At 35.7% G+C, this 17,116-nt stretch carries 19 protein-coding genes, 1 pseudogene and 1 other annotated feature; of the genes and pseudogenes, 18 read left to right on the top strand and 2 right to left on the bottom strand.

Going from position 1 to position 17,116, the window contains the following annotated elements; all coding sequences use genetic code 11:
* Window positions 1-262 precede the first annotated feature (262 nt).
* From JIN86_RS14050 to JIN86_RS14020, 7 genes are all read left to right on the top strand, one after another.
* A complete protein-coding gene (locus tag JIN86_RS14050) occupies window positions 263-856 on the top strand; it encodes a class I SAM-dependent methyltransferase (protein WP_004230386.1) in 594 nt (197 codons plus the stop codon).
* Between the two features lie 200 nt (window positions 857-1,056).
* Window positions 1,057-1,698, top strand: a complete 642-nt coding sequence (locus JIN86_RS14045; protein WP_004230385.1) for a nitrous oxide reductase accessory protein NosL — start codon at window positions 1,057-1,059, stop codon at window positions 1,696-1,698.
* Window positions 1,670-2,935 carry a right-handed parallel beta-helix repeat-containing protein gene (locus JIN86_RS14040; protein ID WP_202342222.1) on the top strand — a complete coding sequence of 422 codons (1,266 nt, stop codon included), beginning with the start codon at window positions 1,670-1,672 and terminating at the stop codon, window positions 2,933-2,935. Before JIN86_RS14045 ends, JIN86_RS14040 begins: the two co-directional genes overlap by 29 nt.
* Window positions 2,932-3,384: a nitrous oxide reductase accessory protein NosL gene (locus JIN86_RS14035; protein ID WP_004230382.1), complete on the top strand. Its 453-nt coding sequence runs from the start codon at window positions 2,932-2,934 to the stop codon at window positions 3,382-3,384. The genes JIN86_RS14040 and JIN86_RS14035 overlap by 4 nt, the downstream gene beginning before the upstream one ends.
* 44 nt (window positions 3,385-3,428) lie before the next feature.
* Window positions 3,429-4,178 carry an ABC transporter permease gene (locus JIN86_RS14030; protein WP_004230381.1) on the top strand — a complete coding sequence of 250 codons (750 nt, stop codon included), beginning with the start codon at window positions 3,429-3,431 and terminating at the stop codon, window positions 4,176-4,178.
* Window positions 4,175-4,861 (top strand): ABC transporter ATP-binding protein, encoded by a 687-nt coding sequence (locus JIN86_RS14025; protein WP_004230380.1) that lies wholly within the window; start codon window positions 4,175-4,177, stop codon window positions 4,859-4,861. Before JIN86_RS14030 ends, JIN86_RS14025 begins: the two co-directional genes overlap by 4 nt.
* Complete coding sequence (locus JIN86_RS14020) at window positions 4,858-5,403, top strand: TlpA family protein disulfide reductase (RefSeq protein ID WP_004230379.1); 546 nt, start codon at window positions 4,858-4,860, stop codon at window positions 5,401-5,403. Before JIN86_RS14025 ends, JIN86_RS14020 begins: the two co-directional genes overlap by 4 nt.
* Window positions 5,404-5,497: 94 nt before the next feature.
* Here the strand turns inward: JIN86_RS14020 and JIN86_RS14015 are convergent, their stop codons facing one another.
* Window positions 5,498-5,797 (bottom strand): PepSY domain-containing protein, encoded by a 300-nt coding sequence (locus JIN86_RS14015; protein ID WP_202342245.1) that lies wholly within the window; start codon window positions 5,795-5,797, stop codon window positions 5,498-5,500.
* Window positions 5,798-6,267: 470 nt separating this feature from the next.
* Here JIN86_RS14015 and JIN86_RS14010 point away from each other — a divergent pair, with 470 nt between their 5' ends.
* Entirely contained in the window at window positions 6,268-7,623 is a 1,356-nt protein-coding gene (locus JIN86_RS14010; protein ID WP_202342221.1) for an FAD-binding oxidoreductase, read from the top strand.
* Between the two features lie 856 nt (window positions 7,624-8,479).
* On the opposite strand, the gene JIN86_RS14005 is transcribed toward JIN86_RS14010, so the two are convergent.
* A complete protein-coding gene (locus JIN86_RS14005; RefSeq protein ID WP_004230375.1) occupies window positions 8,480-8,626 on the bottom strand; it encodes a YrzI family small protein in 147 nt (48 codons plus the stop codon).
* Window positions 8,627-9,234: 608 nt separating this feature from the next.
* Here JIN86_RS14005 and JIN86_RS14000 point away from each other — a divergent pair.
* The 10 genes and pseudogenes from JIN86_RS14000 (at window position 9,235) to arsD (ending at window position 17,116) form a co-directional block, all read left to right on the top strand.
* Window positions 9,235-9,629: pseudogene (locus tag JIN86_RS14000) on the top strand (NUDIX hydrolase).
* A 141-nt stretch (window positions 9,630-9,770) separates the two neighbouring features.
* On the top strand, window positions 9,771-10,718 hold the full coding sequence (locus JIN86_RS13995; protein ID WP_004230373.1) for a helix-turn-helix transcriptional regulator: 948 nt from the start codon (window positions 9,771-9,773) through the stop codon (window positions 10,716-10,718).
* A 67-nt stretch (window positions 10,719-10,785) separates the two neighbouring features.
* Window positions 10,786-11,322, top strand: a complete 537-nt coding sequence (locus JIN86_RS13990; RefSeq protein WP_202342220.1) for a DinB family protein — start codon at window positions 10,786-10,788, stop codon at window positions 11,320-11,322.
* A gap of 11 nt (window positions 11,323-11,333) precedes the next feature.
* Window positions 11,334-11,807, top strand: a complete 474-nt coding sequence (locus tag JIN86_RS13985; RefSeq protein ID WP_202342219.1) for an EVE domain-containing protein — start codon at window positions 11,334-11,336, stop codon at window positions 11,805-11,807.
* 225 nt (window positions 11,808-12,032) lie between these two features.
* Window positions 12,033-12,249: a binding site (T-box leader), on the top strand.
* 130 nt (window positions 12,250-12,379) lie between these two features.
* Window positions 12,380-13,666: a serine--tRNA ligase gene (gene serS, locus JIN86_RS13980; protein WP_009371656.1), complete on the top strand. Its 1,287-nt coding sequence runs from the start codon at window positions 12,380-12,382 to the stop codon at window positions 13,664-13,666.
* A 179-nt stretch (window positions 13,667-13,845) separates the two neighbouring features.
* Window positions 13,846-14,562: a class I SAM-dependent methyltransferase gene (locus JIN86_RS13975; protein ID WP_202342218.1), complete on the top strand. Its 717-nt coding sequence runs from the start codon at window positions 13,846-13,848 to the stop codon at window positions 14,560-14,562.
* Window positions 14,563-14,945: 383 nt separating this feature from the next.
* The gene (locus tag JIN86_RS13970) at window positions 14,946-15,272 is read left to right on the top strand and encodes an ArsR/SmtB family transcription factor (protein ID WP_202342217.1); all 327 of its coding nucleotides are present in this window, start codon (window positions 14,946-14,948) and stop codon (window positions 15,270-15,272) included.
* A complete protein-coding gene (gene arsB / locus JIN86_RS13965; protein ID WP_202342216.1) occupies window positions 15,265-16,323 on the top strand; it encodes an ACR3 family arsenite efflux transporter in 1,059 nt (352 codons plus the stop codon). The genes JIN86_RS13970 and arsB overlap by 8 nt, the downstream gene beginning before the upstream one ends.
* Before the next feature lie 12 nt (window positions 16,324-16,335).
* Entirely contained in the window at window positions 16,336-16,755 is a 420-nt protein-coding gene (gene arsC / locus JIN86_RS13960) for an arsenate reductase (thioredoxin) (protein WP_202342215.1), read from the top strand.
* A gap of 1 nt (window position 16,756) precedes the next feature.
* The gene (gene arsD / locus JIN86_RS13955) at window positions 16,757-17,116 is read left to right on the top strand and encodes an arsenite efflux transporter metallochaperone ArsD (protein ID WP_089932857.1); all 360 of its coding nucleotides are present in this window, start codon (window positions 16,757-16,759) and stop codon (window positions 17,114-17,116) included.

The raw sequence follows: 17,116 nt of genomic DNA, 5'->3' as shown, positions 1-17,116 counted from the left end.
AAAATCGAATGAGTAATATGTGAAATTGAAAGGAACTATATTTCATTGTTTTGTCAAAATAGTTTAAGTAACAAGAATTTCTTTACACTGGGCTCTCTTTATTAGCCCTATTTTTTATAGCAGCCCTATAGGTTATACAAATGAAATTCTATTTTTTGTTGCATAAAGTTCATTTGAATTTCTCAATTGTTTTTTATAATGGTCATGTTAATAGGAACAATATAGTTAAAAAATGAAGCTTTTTACAAATAGGAGGAAGGGTATGAGTATATGGAGTAAGCAAGCTAGTCCACCATTATATATATATGGAACTGAGGCTAATCGATTTATTACCTCAGCAGTTCAATATTTTCCTAAACAAGCCAAAATTGCTGCCTATGAAGAGAAAGAGGGAGCGAACGCGGTTTTTTTAGCGAAGCTTGGACACCAGATAACAGTTTATGATTCAACTTCATCTGGTCTAGCAAAGGTGCAGTTATTAGCAAGAATGAATGGTGTATCAATTATTACAATAAGAGCAGATTTAATAGAGTATGAGCTACCTCAAGAAACTTATGATGGTGCAATCATGGTATTTGGTCATTTTCAGCACAAATTCCAATTAGTGATATTGGAAAAAATAATGAACTCTATTAAATTAAATGGTGTTTTTATGTTTGAGGTGTATGAATATGCGCAGCTTTTATACAATACAGGAGGACCAAACGAAATGGCTTATTTATATAATGCTGAAGATATATTAAGGTGGGCTAGGCGTTATAAACTAAAACATTACTTCACAGGGGAGGTAGAACAATATGAAGTTTCTTTCCAAACAAATACTCGCCGTGTCATACAAGTTATTATAGAAAAATAAGACATTTTTTTACAATTCAAAATACATTTTCTTCAAGGAGATCTCAAAGAAATAGTAAGGTTGTGGTAGGAGCGAATCTTCACGTAATCGATTTTAACTATTCAAAAAGAATATTATTGTCACTTTAATTTCTAATTTTTTTCACAACTTTTTAGTAAAGTAAATATGTCTAGTAAAATAATTACTTTGGAGGTAAAGGTATGAAGAAAGTTTTTCTAATTGTTCCATTTATGCTAGCTCTTTATGCATGTAATGAGGATAGTACAACAGGAACGAACAAAGACACTCAACAGGAGCCCACACATGAAGAGGTTGTTTCAGAGCAACCGAAGAATGAAGTTACATATTTAGCATCCACTGCTGAGTGGAAAATAGATGATCGTCTACAAGAGCCAGCAGAGGATACTGTTTGTGAAATGTGTAATATGAAAGTATATACAAAGGACCATGACCTAGGCGTTTTTTCTGCGCAATCTGTTAAACCAGATGGATCGATTGCATTTTATGACGACATTGGCTGTTTATTAAATGCGGAGTTGGTTCAAAATCAAACGAATGAAAAATTTGTGAGAGATTATATAACATTAAATTGGATAGATGTTGAGGAAGCTACAGCTGTTAAAACGGATATGAAATCCCCTATGAACTGGGGGTATATATTCTTTGCCTTTGAAGAAGATGCAAAAGCTTATATTTCAGAAAATCCAACCGCAAAAGTTGAAGAATTAGACGTAATTAAACAAGCAGCAAAAGAACGTCGTGAAAAAATGATGCAAGAAAAAGGGGACCATGAACAACATAGTGAGGACCAGCATGGAACTGAAGAAACACATAGTCACTAATATGAAAAAGGGCAGTTTACTTGCCCTTTTTTTCTGCATAGTTGGATTTTCAACACCTGCATATGCTCAGAGCGTACAACAGCAGATTGATAGTCTCTCGTCGGGTGAGATTTTAGAGCTAGAACCAGGACTATATTCAGAAAATTTATTAATAAAAGAACCTATTAAAATAAACGGAAACAAAGGTGTTAAATTCACTGGAAAAATAGAAATTAAAGCTGATGATGTAGAGATTAGTGACATTCAATTTCTTGGAGAGCAAGGCATTGTTGCAAAAAAAGTTAAAAACATAAAAATAACCCAAAATTCTTTTCAAACAAAAAGGTTTGCTATTTACTTCGATGGTGTAGAAAATAGTGAAATTGCTGAAGTAGACATTATTGGTAAATCTGGTCATTATTCAGAAAAAAGCCATGGTATTTCTCTTTATAACTCTAAAGGTATTCATATTAAAAATAGTACTATTACACAAACACAAGATGGGATTTACTTAGAGAATAGCAGACAAGTTACAATCGAAAAAAACACGATTACGTATGGACGTTACGGGACTCATATCATGTATGGTAGCGATATGAAATTACTTCAGAATAACTACTCACATCATATAACAGGGGTAATGTCCATGATGGCAAATAATGTAGATATAGAAGAGAACACAATTAAACATCAAAATGCTTTAAATAGTTCTGGCATTACACTTTATCAAACTTCAAAAGTAAATGTGGTCCAAAATATCATTCGTGAAAATTCTATAGCCGTTCAATTACAGCAGGCAGATACGGTAGATATGTCCAGTAATATATTTGCTAGTAATTTATTAGTATTTAAAAATATAAAGCCAAAAGATGTCCTTGTTACAAACAATCAACTTTATGGAAATGTGCTCGTTGCTTCAAGTGGGTCCCAAGGCATAACACTTAGAGCGAATGTTTATGATGATTACGAAGGGGAAGACTTCGATGAGGATGGCTATGGCGATAGTGTTTACATTGCAACGTCTACTTTCGGTAAATGGGTATTAAAAAACGAATACTATCAATATTTTATTGGGAGTACAGCCACTGGATTATTAGAAAAGATGGATAACAAAATATCAGAACCAAATGCTCTAATGGATGCGCAACCCATTGTTCGTGAGGGTCAGCCTTGGCAAGTATCCTTTTCAGGAAAACATCTTAGCATTGGCGTTGCTTTACTGATTGTACTAGTTTTAAGTTGGAGGAAATTGAAATGAAAAAGATCATTTTATTAGTAGTAATTGGACTTTTTTTGATGGGTTGTTCGGAGAAGACCATAGAACCTCGAGATATTGATCCAGAGACGGATATTTGTATTGTTTGTAACATGGGTATTACGCATCCTGATTATGCAGGGCAAGTAATTTTCAAGAATAATGATTATTTAGTGTTTGATGATCTAGGTTGTTTAATTGAATATTTGAAAAGTCCAGAGCAAGAAGTAGCAGCAGCTTATATCAAATCAAATGATAAGCAAGAATGGATAGATGTGAAAACGGCAGCTTATTTATATAATGAGGATTATTGGACACCCATGAATTATGGTGTACTTGCCTTTGCGTCGATTGGAGACGCAGCAATTTATGAGCAAGAAAATGGTGCGGGTAAGCCTCTTGGATACGAAGAATTAGTAACGTCATTTAATTGGGGTGTGCATGAACATTGATTAAATCGGAAATAAAACAGCTTTTCCGGAGTAAGTGGATTTACATGTTGCTTGGTATTTTTATTGTATTATTTGTTGCTATTTTGATGTTGCAACAGTTAAACACGGATGCGGGCGGATTCGACCGCTTTCAAGCCTCTCTCTTAAATTTATTACTTTTTTTGTTTCCTTTATTTATTTTGACAATAGGAGCAATGAGTATAGCTGCTGATATAGAATCAGGATGGTATCAATTAATACGATCATATCCTGTTAGTATCGCACATTATTTAGGGGCGAAATATATTGCATTAGTATCCATTTTTTTATTTGCTTTAGCAACTACAGAGGCAGTTATTTTAATTGTAGGTTCTTTCTTTGGTGGCGTTCATATAGATAGTCAGTTTCTTGTATTAACAACAGTTATTATCGTTGTTTTTAGTGCTATAAGTGTAATGATTGGCGCTTTTTCCATACATCGATTACAGGCATTAGGTTTTAGTCTAGGGCTATGGGCAGTTTTTACATTATTGAGTAATTATGTAGTAATGGCAATTGGAACCATTATTCCAAAACACGTCTATGAAAAAATAATTTATACACATGTTCATATTAATATTATTGAGTGGCTCCGCTATATCTATTTAATTCAAATAGAACAAACAGGTATTTTAGGGAAGTCGTTTTATTATTTATCACAGTTTTACGAAACTAGTCTAGGGATTGGCTTGATAATAGGTATCACAATAGTATGGTGGTTTATTCCACTTTGTCTTGCTTTTTTAAAGTTGAAACGTAAGGAGAGCTATAGATGATAGAGCTACAAGAGGTTGTGATTACATATCGTAAAGGACAACAAATTGGCCCAGTTACCTATCAACTTACAAGTGGGAAAATTGTAGCGTTAGTGGGGGAGAATGGTGCTGGAAAAAGTACATTAATGAAACTGATTATGGGACAATTACCCTTAGATAAAGGGACTATAACTGGCATTCCCAAAGGAAGAGTACGATATATGCCTGATGATTTAAACTTTCCAACTACACTCAAAGTGAAAGAAATTATTGAGCTTTTAGGTAAGCTAAAGGGGATTAATAGTAAGAGTCAAGATGATATCTTACAGTTAGTTGATCTATTCGAGCATAAAAATAGTTTTGTTAGTGAGCTTTCAAAAGGAATGAGACAACGTTTAAACTTTGCACAAAGCCTGTTAGGCGAATGCGAAGTGTATATTTTAGATGAACCTACCAACGGTCTAGATCCGTATTGGATCAACAGAGTGAAATCAATTTTAAAGGAAGAAAGAAAGAAAGGTCAATTAATCTTATATTCTACTCATCTACTATCAACAGTAGAGGAGATTGCAGATGAAGTAATTTTCATTCATAAAGGTAAAATTCTTGCGTCTGGTAATATTTCGAGCCTGAAAAGACAATATTCGGAAGAAACTTTAGAATCCCTATGGTTGAAATTGTATTTAGGGGAGGAGAGGTCTTGAAAAATTGGCTTTCAGCAAGTGTTGTTTTAATTTTAATTGGTATTGTCTTTATTAGCTATTTAGATTCAGATAAAACTGAAACTTCTAAAGAAATAATTGGTAGTACAGTTAACACAGCAGATATAAAACTTTCAGATAGAGCAGTGCGAAATTTTGAATTGCCAAATCTCAGAGGCGAACCAAAAACATTATACAATTATCTAGGCAAACCGGTTGTCCTTGTATTTTGGGCAACCTGGTGTGGACCTTGTAATGAGGAAATGCCACGCTTGCAAAATTATTATGACACAAAAAAAGATGTACAGATTGTCACAGTCAATGCAACTGATACCGAAGCAAGTATAGAAACGGTAACTAAATATGCTACTAAAAAGGGATGGGATTTACCTATTTTATTGGATGAAACTGGGGATATCCGAAAGCGATTCGGTGGTTTTACAATACCCACTACAATATTTCTAAGCGCAAATGGAGAGATTGTTCATGAAGTTTATGGACCCATTGATGAGGCATATATAGATAATATTATAAAAAGCTTGTAAGAACGTTACAGATATTAACTTAATATTAATAAAAACCAGGAGCTTATTGTGTTAGCACCTGGTTTTTATTATTATGAGTATACTTTATTGTTCGTTATTTTCTTCCTTGAATGGCGGTTCTATTCCTTTTTGTAAATCCAAAAATTAGTTCAATTAAAACAACTACAATAAGAGAAATTCCAAAGAGTGGCATAATGACACCTAGTAAAATCATGAAAATACAAAATGGAATAGATATTTCCTTTGGCATAGATGGTGCAGAAATCATACCCTTTTGTCTACGTAATAACCATGATTTAAAGCCAAGGTAGATTAAATATAAAAATGCTAGACAAATAAATCGATTGATGATTCTATTTGGCCAACCAAATAGATGTCCTTCATGTAGTGGAATTCCCCATGTAAACCACTATGTTCTAACTCAATTAGGTAATTTTGTTCTAACAGAGGATAGATGCTGATGTACAAGTTATATGCGGAGTTTTCTACACATTGATAGACGAAAAAAACCTTCTTACCCTTTAATTTTGCCAACTTAGACTAAATACATTTCTAAATCATAAATCATTACAAGATAAGTAGGAACGTTTTTTAGAGGAGCATCATTTACAAATAAGAATGATGCTCTTTAATTTTGTTTAAATCACTTAAGAGTTAGGATTAATTGTTTGACAATCATTCAGGTATTTAACTTAGCGTGCTTTTTCAATAAACTTCCGATGGATTTGCATGCTTTTTAACTCTAAACTAACTCATTATATTTAGCTACAGTAGTCAATTATATCAGCCTAAAACCTAAACCACTTTCAACCAAAAGAATAAACTAGTAGAAAAATTATTATTGTGTTGATAGAGGTGACTGAAATGGAGCAAGATTCATTGTTCTTAAAAGGGCTAACTGGTGAAGTAGTAACCGTAAAAGATTCTAACTACAATGAAGCAAGACAAGAATGGAATCGTGCCAATCAAAAGTTTCCATTGATCATTGTCTATTGTGAAAGAAGACAAGATGTTGTGAATGCCATACATTGGGCACGTAAACATTGTGTGGATATCCGCATTAGGTCTGGAGGACATCATTATGAAGGCTATTCTAATGGTGATTTCGTGCTTGTAATTGATATTAGTAGATTGAATACGCTGAAACTAGATAAGAAAACACACATATTAGAGATGGAAGCTGGAGCAAAAAACACGGAAGTGTATGATTTTGTTGGCTCCAATGGATATGTTTTTCCTGGTGGAACTTGCCCCACTGTCGGAGTATCTGGCTTTACACTCGGGGGTGGATGGGGATTCTCCAGTCGACTTTATGGGTTGGGGTGTGATAGTTTACTAGAACTAGAACTAGTAGATTACGAGGGAAGGATTATTAAGGCAAATAAAAATTGTAACGCTGATCTTTTCTGGGCTTGTCGAGGTGCAGGTGGAGGTAACTTTGGAGTGGTTATTAGCATGACTTTTCAGTTACCAAAACCAACACAACGTTCTGTCACATTCATTAGATTCTATTATGTAAATACAACAATGGCTAAGCAAATAGATGTCATGAATATTTGGCAAAATTGGTTGCCTAAATTGGATAAACGAATGACTTTAGTAACAAGCTTTTATAACGCTGAAAATGAAGGGTTAGGAATTTTCGGAACTGGTTTCTTTTACGGTCCATCCAAATTAGCAAAAAAGATTTTACAACCTTTTGCAGAAATTAAAGGGTTTCGATTGAACTTAGAAGAATCTTCCTTTCTAGAAGCAGTGAAAAAGGTAGAGGCAACCTATCCACCTTTCGAAAAATTTAAATCCACTGGTAGGTTTGTACAAAGAAACTATACAGTAGAAGAGCTTAAAAATATTGGAACTAGTGTCCAAAGTCCTCCGGATGGTTCTGTATATGCTGCTATTTCTTTTTATGCATTAGGAGGAGAAATCAAGCACATTGATAAAGAAGAAACGGCTTTTTACTATAGAGATGCTAAATATATAATGGGTGTCCAGTCTGTATGGATAGAGGATAAGTATGCAAGAGATAATCAGGAGTGGGTTCGTGAGCGTTTTGAAATGATTAAAAATATGACAAAAGGTTCTTATGTGAATTTTCCTATAAGTGAGCTTAAAAATTATGATAAGGAATACTTTGGAGGCCATGCACAGAGGTTGAAACAAGTTAACCAAAAGTATGATCCGTTTAATGTATTTAGGTTTCCACAGGGATTAAAATGAAATTAAATTGAAATAGGAAATGATCACTATATAAGAGATAATTTACGGCTATACTATAAACGTTCTGTAAATCTTCGTTTCAAATTAATTAAATAAAAGTACTTGTCTAAAATATGATGAAGCTTTAAAATCCTCATGCAAAGAAGGCGGGTTTATTGCAATGGCATGGGTAGTAGACGCAATCAAGCCCGACTCCTCGCCAAATAATTTTTAGTTTACATAATATAAGTAAATTGGTCACAACTTACTGGTTATCGGATGCTCCTCATAATTGATCGCTCAAAAGGTTATTCGTATAAATAATAGTATTTAATCTAGACATGTCCAATATACATATCTAATTGATAATTATTGAGTAACAATAGAGTAGTCCCACAATCAGGCCATTGAAAAAGACTACAAGTTACTTTCCTCTCTGTAAGGAAAGTGACTTTTTAGTTTGTTTTAAATGAATAACGAACTTCAATATTCGGGTACTGTTTTTGCACTACATGGATAGCTAACTAGGCGGAACAATGGAATTAAAATAAAAATTGCCAAATTCAATTTTAGTATCGAGGAATTACGATTTTTAGCATTAGAATTATTTTTTTTAACATTGTAATTCCGCATTTTCTTAAACTACATCAAGTTGTTTGTGTAACATATCACTTAAAAAAGTGCAAAATACCTCCTGAAGCTACCCGTCCTAGATTAGAACGGGTTAGCTCAACTGAGATTATAACATTAGCTATATTATCACTTTATATTACTTCATCTGGTGGTTGTGTCTTTCTCCAGCCATAAAACTGCATAACGTCTTTTGATCATATAAAACATTTCAATTCCCACCTTTCATATTTTTTAATTAACAAGATTAATATTGACGAATACGAATATAATCGTCTATTTTTCTTCGGTTCTCTTCAAAGATTTTTTCCACATATTCATCACGAAGTGCTTTCTCAAGAGAGATCTTACGTTTGGTAATAGTTATCGTGAGCGCAAAAAAGTTTAATATCATTTATTATCACCTCCTTAAATGGCCATAAAAAAACCGTAGAGAGACTCCCCTACGGTGAAAAAGGCACAAAAATACCGCAGGGGGACACTTCTCCCTGCGGTATGGGTATGCTTATTTACAAAAAAATCTTAAGCGGTCCATTCCGATGTGGTCGAATGTGTGATTTTCATTTTTACTGAAGTTGTAGCTACCAATGACATCAATTTAACGATAACGATCATTTTATTCGACCTCCTTAAGAATTTTTTTGATTACTTAGTAAGTATAACTAACTTTACGTTGTTTGTAAACATCTTTTACTAAGCTTTCCTAATTATTGAAGTGTGAAGCGTTATGAATGCTGCGGTACATAGGGAAATCCAAACCCGGGGTATGGCTACAAAATGAAAAAGTATTAGCAGATCACATTGAGTAGGGTATCCCAGACATAAATATGAATACTAAAGAAAATTGCAATTATTGATGGTGACCATTCGGCTAGAATTCTGCAACAAAGCTAGTGTGGATTATGCGTAAAAATCTGTAGAAAAAGCCTATGGCGGCGAAGAAAAAGATGTTTTGGCAGTACATGGCACACTCGGTGTTCACATTCACGGGTTGAATATGCAATTTTTAAGAGAAGTGATTATGGATATTGGCAGGGATTAGCTGGTGGTGGAGAAGAGGGTCAGACTCCTATTGAATCTGCTAAACGAGAAGTATTTGAAGAGGCTGGCTTTACAAGAGATTATCCATATATTGCATTACTTCACTAGCAGTAGAAGATGTAGTTAAAGTAATTTCCTTTGGGGACAAGTCGTTTATGTATTCAATGAATTTTCATTTGGTGTTAAAGTTCCTACAAAAGATATATCATTATCCAAAGAGCACCTTAACTATGAATGGTTATGTTTTGAAGAGGCAGTAACACTTTTGAAATGGGATAGCAATAAAACGGCGTTGGGAATTGAACAAAAGGTTGTTAAATCTGATTAACACCAAACAGATGAAAGAAAATATTTAAGCTAAAACGGGTGCTTTGCTTGAAGAATACTGAGTTGCATAGGCAGCTCACTTTTAGGGATATAGCTCACATACAGTACTTGCTATTATTCTACTATTGGACAAGTACCGTAATAGAATGCAGAAATGGTGGAGGGAAAAAATGAACAAAACGGAGAGGCAGCTTGCAATCACGCTTGAATTACAGCGAAGTAAAACACTGAGAGCAGAAGATTTAGCTTCTCAATTTGAAACAAGTGTGCGTACGATATATAGGGATATTCAAGCACTAAGTGAGGCTGGGGTTCCCATTTTAGGCGCCCCTGGTCAGGGATATTCCTTAATGGAAGGATATTTTCTACCCCCTGTTAGGTTCACAGCAGAAGAGGCCGTCTCCCTGCTCATGGGAGCTGATTTTATCGAACAAAGGTTGGATACAGATTATGGTATTAATGCAAAGTCCGCTAAACGCAAAATCGAGGCTACTTTGTCGGAGTCAGTTCGTAACGAGTCAAGGCTTGTTCGAGAAACAATGCGACTGCTTCATATAGGTGAGCAGTCAACTGAAGAGCGGGTAAAAACGTATCTTAATCAAGTTCGCGATGCAATTTTGAAACAGTGCAAAATCAGTTTTATGTATATTAAAAAAATGCCAGAAACAGATGGGAATCGGAAGCATAAACGTGTGGTCTCTCCATATGGATTAACACTTGTCCATGAAAATTGGGTTTTACTAGCATACTGTGAAATGAGGCAAGAAATGCGACATTTCCGCTTGTCCCGGATGTCCGACCTTTCTGTGTTGGAAGATCAATTTCTTCTACCAAATGATTTTGACCTAAGTAGCTATCGGCCACCTGACAATCGAGATGAAAGAATAATAATGAGAGCAAACCCCGAAATTGCCGACAAAATCATTGAAGCAGTTAATTTTTATATTGCATCCATTGAGGAGCGGAATGAGGATGTAATCTTTCAATTTCGTGTTCGGTATCCAGAGGAACTATTACATCATTTACTCGGCTGGGGCGGAGATATCGAGGTGATTGAGCCGAAGTCTTTACGCTTCAAGATTCGGGAAGTAGCGAAAAAAATTTTAGAACACTACTGACATACACCTGTCAGTAGTGTTCTTTTATACTGTGACTATACCAAAATGAAGAGGAGCTGCTTAAAGGATGAAAAGTACAAAGGAAGTATTGAAGTCATTTGAACTTACAGTAGAAAGATATTTGGAAGAACTGACAAAACTCAGTATGGAAAAATTACATAGAAAGCTGAACGAAGAAGATTGGTCCATTGGACAGATGTATGTACATTTAATACAATCAGCTTTCATGCATCTACATAATGTCGAGCAATGTTTAGCTGGTAGAGAATCGACATTGAACCCAACGAAGGAAAAAACTGAGCAGGGTAAGATTGTTTTTAATCTAGAACAATTTCCTGCTGTTCGTATTAAGGTTCCTGCTTCTCCGATTTATACTCCGCAACCACCAGAGAGCATGGAGCATTTGGTAGATGGACTTCACAATGTAGTGGAACGGATGAGGAATACGGAATCAGTTCTACTACAAGCGCCTGTAAGTAACAAGATACTTCATCCGGCGTTCGGTGCTTTAAACGCGCAGGAATGGTTTATGTTGATTGACATGCATTACAGACATCATTTTTTACAACTGGATCGGTTGAAAAGTTTAGCATTTGAAGAGTAGGGGGATGCATCATGTCGAATAAAACAAGTCAGAAAAGCAGATATTGGATTGGCGTTGTATCCGCTTCTCATGTAAATTTAGCCATAGAAGGTGGTTTTGCACAGTTGTGCCACGGTAAGGCTGCACCTTTGCGTAAAATGTCTCCAGGTGATTGGCTGATATACTATTCCCCTCGCACAGACATGTTAAAAGGGAAGCCAGTTCAAGCATTTACTGCTATTGGTCAGGTTACGGACAACGGTGCTTACAAACATCAAGTGTCGGAGTCGTTTATGCCATTTCGCAGAGATATGCGTTATATTCCTTGTCGAGAAGTTAAGATTGCATTGTTGTTAAACCAGCTCACTTTTACACGTGGAAATCGCAATTGGGGATATCCATTTCGTAGAGGTCATTTTGAAATTGGAGCTGAAGATTTTATGACAATCGTTACTTCGATGTTAGATGGTGAGGAACAGGCGTTATCCGAGATATTAAAACACTGATTACATTTTGTGAACAATTTCACTTAAACTATAGTGTGCCTTAGTTAGAACAATCTTCAGCAATCGGGCGCGATTCTGTAATAAGGATCAGCGCTCGCTCTCATTTTAGGGCCAGATTGCGGAGTATCTTGTTAAGGTAATAAAATTTCTAGAATAATTTGTATCCTATGGAATGACTTGAAAAATTTGTTTTTATATAGTACAGTATGGTTGAAATTTAAATAACTGAACACGATGATGGGAAGTAGTAGCAAGCACGTTTTTTTTAGAGAGTCAGCGGTCGGTGGAAGCTGATAAAAGCACTTGTGAATCCGTCCTGGAGTTGCACAGTCGAAGTAATGTAAGTAGGCTGTTGCCGGCTGAAATGCCGTTATAAAATAAGTGGATTAGGCATATGCCTTAATCAATTAGGGTGGTAACGCGGGTAGCTCTCGTCCCTTTTTAGGGGTGGGGGCTTTTTTGTGTATATTTTTATTCAAAATGGAGCTATTTGAGTTTAGCTTACAACGCAATTACACCAAGACTTAAAGGATGCAACGATTCCCATCATTAAATTTACTGGAGGTATGACTATGTTAGATATTAAACGCATACGTGATAATTTCACGGAAATTAAAGAAATTCTATTAACACGTAATGAAGATTTAGGAAACTTAGATGATTTTGAAGATTTAGATGCAAAGCGTCGTGAGTTAATTGCTAAAACAGAAGAATTAAAGGCAGAGCGCAATAAAGTATCTGAACAGATTTCAATTATGAAGCGCAACAAGGAGAATGTAGATGAAATTATTGCTCGTATGCGTCAGGTTGGTGATGAAATTAAAGAGATAGATGTTCAACTAAATAATGTGGAAGAGCACTTTAAAGATATGATGATGCGCTTGCCAAATATTCCACACGAATCTGTACCAGTAGGCACAACAGAGGACGACAATATAGAAGAATATACCTGGGGCGAAATTCCAACATTTGATTTTGACATTAAAGCACACTGGGATCTTGCTACAGATTTGAAGATTGCTGACTTTGAACGAGGAGCAAAAGTAACAGGTAGCCGTTTCTTATTCTACCGTGGTCTTGGAGCTCGCTTAGAACGAGCACTGATGACATTTATGATGGATTTACATGCAGAAGAGCATGGTTATGAGGAAATGCTGCCACCTATCATTGTTAATCGTGATAGCTTAACGGGTACTGGAAATCTCCCTAAATTTGAGGAAGATTTATTTAAATTAGAGGAAACAGATTATTTCATGATTCCAACGGCAGAGGTACCTGTAACAAACTTCTATCGTGATGAAATTTTACTGGCTGAGGCTTTACCCCAAGGCTTTGCTTCTTACAGTCCGTGCTTCCGCTCAGAGGCAGGTTCTGCGGGTCGTGATACACGTGGTTTAATCCGTCAGCACCAATTCAACAAAGTGGAATTAGTACGCTTTGTAAAACCAGAGGAGTCATATGAACAGCTAGAGTTGTTGACAGGTCATGCTGAAAAAGTACTGCAATTACTAGGCTTACCATATCGTAAACTAAAAATGTGCACTGCTGATTTAGGTTTTACTGCAGCGAAGAAATATGATTTAGAAGTTTGGATTCCTGCACAAAACATGTACCGTGAAATTTCTTCTTGCTCAAACTTTGAGGACTTCCAAGCACGACGCGCAAATATTCGCTTTCGTCGTGAACCAAATGCAAAACCAGAATATGTTCACACATTAAACGGTTCAGGTCTTGCGATTGGTCGTACAGTTGCCGCTATACTAGAAAACTATCAACAAGCCGATGGAAGCGTAGTACTTCCTGAAGTTTTAAGACCATATATGGGTGGTAAAGAAGTAATTGCCCTAAATAACGGGTAAAAGCGATTTTAGATATCCTTTATTGTCTTGCCTTATAAAGATGTAGCGTAATTACGTGCTATAACAAACTAATGAATATTATGAATACATCATGCAATAGCTTATTCAATAATAGGGCGCATTTCTTTAATAAGTAGTTTAAGAGAAATAATGAGTAGATGAAGAAAGTAGGTAAGTAAATGATTCCATTAGTATATGACCAAGTTAATAAATGGGGCAAAGACGATGAATTCTTTGTAACAATGTTAAAGAAATTAAATGTAAAAAAAATAGCTGATTTGGGTTGCGGAACAGGAAGATTGACCAACCACTTTGCTAAAGCTGGTTATCATATTATAGCTATTGACCCGAATGAAGAGGCAATCGAATATGCAAAAAATAAAGAGTATCAAGGGGAAGTGGCTTGGATTGTTGGTGATAGCTCAAACTTAAAAACCAATATGTTTGATGCTGTCATAATGACAGCAAATGTTGCGCAAGTATTTCTTACAGAGGAAAGTTGGAAGAACGTCATTTCAGATGCATATCGAGCTTTAAAATCTGGAGGACACTTTATTTTTGATACACGCAATCCATTAGCAAAAGCTTGGGAACATTGGAAAAAGGATTTAACACCTGATGTTGCAGTGAATCAGGTGAGCGGGGAGCCACTTGAAATTTGGACTGAATACGAGGGGTTTGTAGAAGATGTTTTTACGTTTTATGAAACGGTGAAAAATACATGTACAGAAGAAGTAGTTATTCGTGAAAAAATGCAATTAAAATTCCGAACACAGGAAGAAATCTATGAATCTTTACAAAAGGCAGGCTTTTCACAAATTCAAGCTTATGGAGATTGGGAGTTTAAACAAGCAACTGCAGAAACAAAATCTTTTATTTTTCATGGGATAAAATAAATAGGGAGGTTCTTCGTAAACTTATCGAATTTGACAATTCCAGCATTTAGGTATCCTTATTCAACAATTAGGCGCGTTTGTTAAACAACATAGCTGGAAATTGATCAAACCTTTTTAAAAATCTCATATTTATTTAAAAGGAGTAACTCCATTTTGAATACTTTTTTCAAAATGGAGTTTTTGAAGTTGTTAAAATTCTTATGTATGTTTTTAAGGGAGTTGAAAAAAGAAATTTTCAAATTGGGCAAATTTCTGTTGCAATTCAAAACATTAAATCATAATATAAGAATATAGTTATATACGGATTAAGTCACCTTTCCTTAACAAGGTGACTTTATTTAAATTAATATATAAGCAAATGATTATATAAGGAGTGCAGCTAAATGGAAAACACACTAATTGAAAAACAATTAAAAGCAGCAGCTGATTTAAATCGCATTAAATTACTTGCATGTATGAAAAATGGGGAGGTATGTGTATGTGATTTTGTGGATGTGTTAGGAATTTCACAACCAGCCGTTAGTCAACATCTGCGAAAATTAAAGGAGGCAGGCATTATTACGGAACGAAAAGTAGGGACTTGGAAACATTACCGTTTAATAGAGGATCAAACGCCACTGATGAAGGGCATTTTAGAACAAATTCAGCCTTTAAACGGGTGCAACTGTGGCACAGATTGCTGCCATGTAGGGGGAAATATAAATGAGTAATGAATCTTTAACAAAACAGCTTTCTTTTCTAGATCGTTACCTTACCCTTTGGATATTCGTTGCGATGGGAATAGGTGTTGTATTAAGTATCACCATGCCTAATGTTGGTGAAGCGTTAGAGTCCATGTCTATTGGCACAACGTCCATACCAATTGCAATCGGGTTAATTGTCATGATGTATCCACCATTAGCGAAAGTAAAATATGAGGAAATGTGGCGGGTCTTTAAGGATTGGAAAGTGCTTTTACTATCGCTTTTTCAAAACTGGTTACTCGGACCGTTCTTAATGTTCTTTTTAGCCATCATCTTCCTGCATGATTACCCTGAATATATGGCAGGACTCATTATGATTGGTTTAGCTCGATGTATTGCAATGGTCATTGTATGGAATGATTTAGCGCGTGGAGACCGTGAATATGTAGCTGGTTTAGTTGCGTTTAACTCCATCTTTCAAATCGTGACGTATTCAATTTTTGCTTACTTTTTCTTAAATGTATTACCTGGTTGGTTTGGCTTAGAGAATTTTAGTGTTTCTATTTCCATGTGGGAAATTACTAAGAGCGTTCTAATTTACTTAGGGATACCATTTGCTGCAGGGTTCCTCACACGATGGATAGGCATTAAAACAAAAGGGAAACAGTGGTATGAGGAAAAATTCTTGCCAAAAATTTCACCACTTACTTTAATTGCCCTGTTATTTACGATAGTGATGATGTTTGCCTTAAAGGGTGAGCAATTAGTAGAACTGCCACTTGATGTGGTACGAATTGCAATCCCATTATTTATTTACTTTGTCATTATGTTTGCTGTGTCATTCTTCTCTTCCCGTAAAGTAGGTGCATCTTATCCTGTCACAGCAGCCCTTTCTTTTACAGCTGCAAGTAACAATTTTGAGCTGGCGATTGCGGTAGCAGTTGGCGTGTTTGGTCTTCACAGTGGCGTGGCATTCGCTGCTGTTATTGGTCCACTTGTAGAAGTACCTGTTCTCATCGGACTTGTATGGGTTGCCCTACGTTGGCAGAAAAAATACTTTAAAACCATTAAATTATAAGGAGCAATTACTATGACAAATACACTTTATTTCTTATGTACAGGTAACTCATGTCGAAGTCAGATGGCTGAAGGATGGGGAAAAAAGCTACTACCAACCAATTGGACAGTTAAAAGTGCTGGTATTGAAGCACACGGGGTAAATCAGAATGCAATTAAAGCGATGGCAGAGGTAGGAATTGATATTTCAAATCATACATCCGATTTAATTAATATGGAGACATTATATAACGCCACGTTAGTAGTCACGTTATGTGGGGATGCAGCTGATAAATGCCCAATGACACCTCCTCATGTTCGTCGTGAGCATTGGGGATTTGAGGATCCAGCGAAAGCGACAGGTACGGATGAAGAGAAGTGGGCTGTATTCCAAAATGTTCGTGATGCAATTGGTAAACGCATTGAACAATTTGTAGCTGAGGAGCTGAAATAAATTGAAAAAAATTCATATCTATGAGCCAGCAATGTGCTGTTCTACAGGCTTATGTGGACCCTCTATAGACCCAGAATTATTGCGTATGTCATTTATTATGAATAATTTAAAGAAAACAAACATAGAAGCTGAACGTTTTAATCTAACAAATGAACCAAATGCCTTTGTAGAAAACGAAGCAATCAATCAACTATTAATGTCAGAAGGAATGGATGCCTTGCCTGCAACGTTTGTGGATGGAGAATTACTTTGCAAAGGGATCTATCCAACAAATGAACAATTTTCACAGTGGTCAGGACTTTCCGAAGACGAATTACTTCAAAAGCCAAAAGTACGCTTGTCACTAAAAGGAGATGCGTAA

Source organism: Lysinibacillus sp. HST-98 (assembly GCF_016757845.1).
Classification (GTDB): domain Bacteria; phylum Bacillota; class Bacilli; order Bacillales_A; family Planococcaceae; genus Lysinibacillus; species Lysinibacillus capsici.
The sequence above is the reverse complement of the archived record's forward strand: the minus strand, read 5'-3'. Positions and strand labels throughout refer to the sequence as shown.

Bases quoted from the DNA above. Each gene is read 5' to 3' on its own strand.
- JIN86_RS14050 (WP_004230386.1), top strand. From the start codon at position 263: ATGAGTATATGGAGTAAGCAAGCTAGTCCACCATTATATATATATGGA.
- JIN86_RS14045 (WP_004230385.1), top strand. From the start codon at position 1,057: ATGAAGAAAGTTTTTCTAATTGTTCCATTTATGCTAGCTCTTTATGCA.
- JIN86_RS14040 (WP_202342222.1), top strand. From the start codon at position 1,670: ATGGAACTGAAGAAACACATAGTCACTAATATGAAAAAGGGCAGTTTA.
- JIN86_RS14035 (WP_004230382.1), top strand. From the start codon at position 2,932: ATGAAAAAGATCATTTTATTAGTAGTAATTGGACTTTTTTTGATGGGT.
- JIN86_RS14030 (WP_004230381.1), top strand. From the start codon at position 3,429: ATGTTGCTTGGTATTTTTATTGTATTATTTGTTGCTATTTTGATGTTG.
- JIN86_RS14025 (WP_004230380.1), top strand. From the start codon at position 4,175: ATGATAGAGCTACAAGAGGTTGTGATTACATATCGTAAAGGACAACAA.
- JIN86_RS14010 (WP_202342221.1), top strand. From the start codon at position 6,268: ATGGAGCAAGATTCATTGTTCTTAAAAGGGCTAACTGGTGAAGTAGTA.
- JIN86_RS14005 (WP_004230375.1), bottom strand. From the start codon at position 8,626: ATGATATTAAACTTTTTTGCGCTCACGATAACTATTACCAAACGTAAG.
- JIN86_RS13995 (WP_004230373.1), top strand. From the start codon at position 9,771: ATGAACAAAACGGAGAGGCAGCTTGCAATCACGCTTGAATTACAGCGA.
- JIN86_RS13990 (WP_202342220.1), top strand. From the start codon at position 10,786: ATGAAAAGTACAAAGGAAGTATTGAAGTCATTTGAACTTACAGTAGAA.
- JIN86_RS13985 (WP_202342219.1), top strand. From the start codon at position 11,334: ATGTCGAATAAAACAAGTCAGAAAAGCAGATATTGGATTGGCGTTGTA.
- serS (WP_009371656.1), top strand. From the start codon at position 12,380: ATGTTAGATATTAAACGCATACGTGATAATTTCACGGAAATTAAAGAA.
- JIN86_RS13975 (WP_202342218.1), top strand. From the start codon at position 13,846: ATGATTCCATTAGTATATGACCAAGTTAATAAATGGGGCAAAGACGAT.
- JIN86_RS13970 (WP_202342217.1), top strand. From the start codon at position 14,946: ATGGAAAACACACTAATTGAAAAACAATTAAAAGCAGCAGCTGATTTA.
- arsB (WP_202342216.1), top strand. From the start codon at position 15,265: ATGAGTAATGAATCTTTAACAAAACAGCTTTCTTTTCTAGATCGTTAC.
- arsC (WP_202342215.1), top strand. From the start codon at position 16,336: ATGACAAATACACTTTATTTCTTATGTACAGGTAACTCATGTCGAAGT.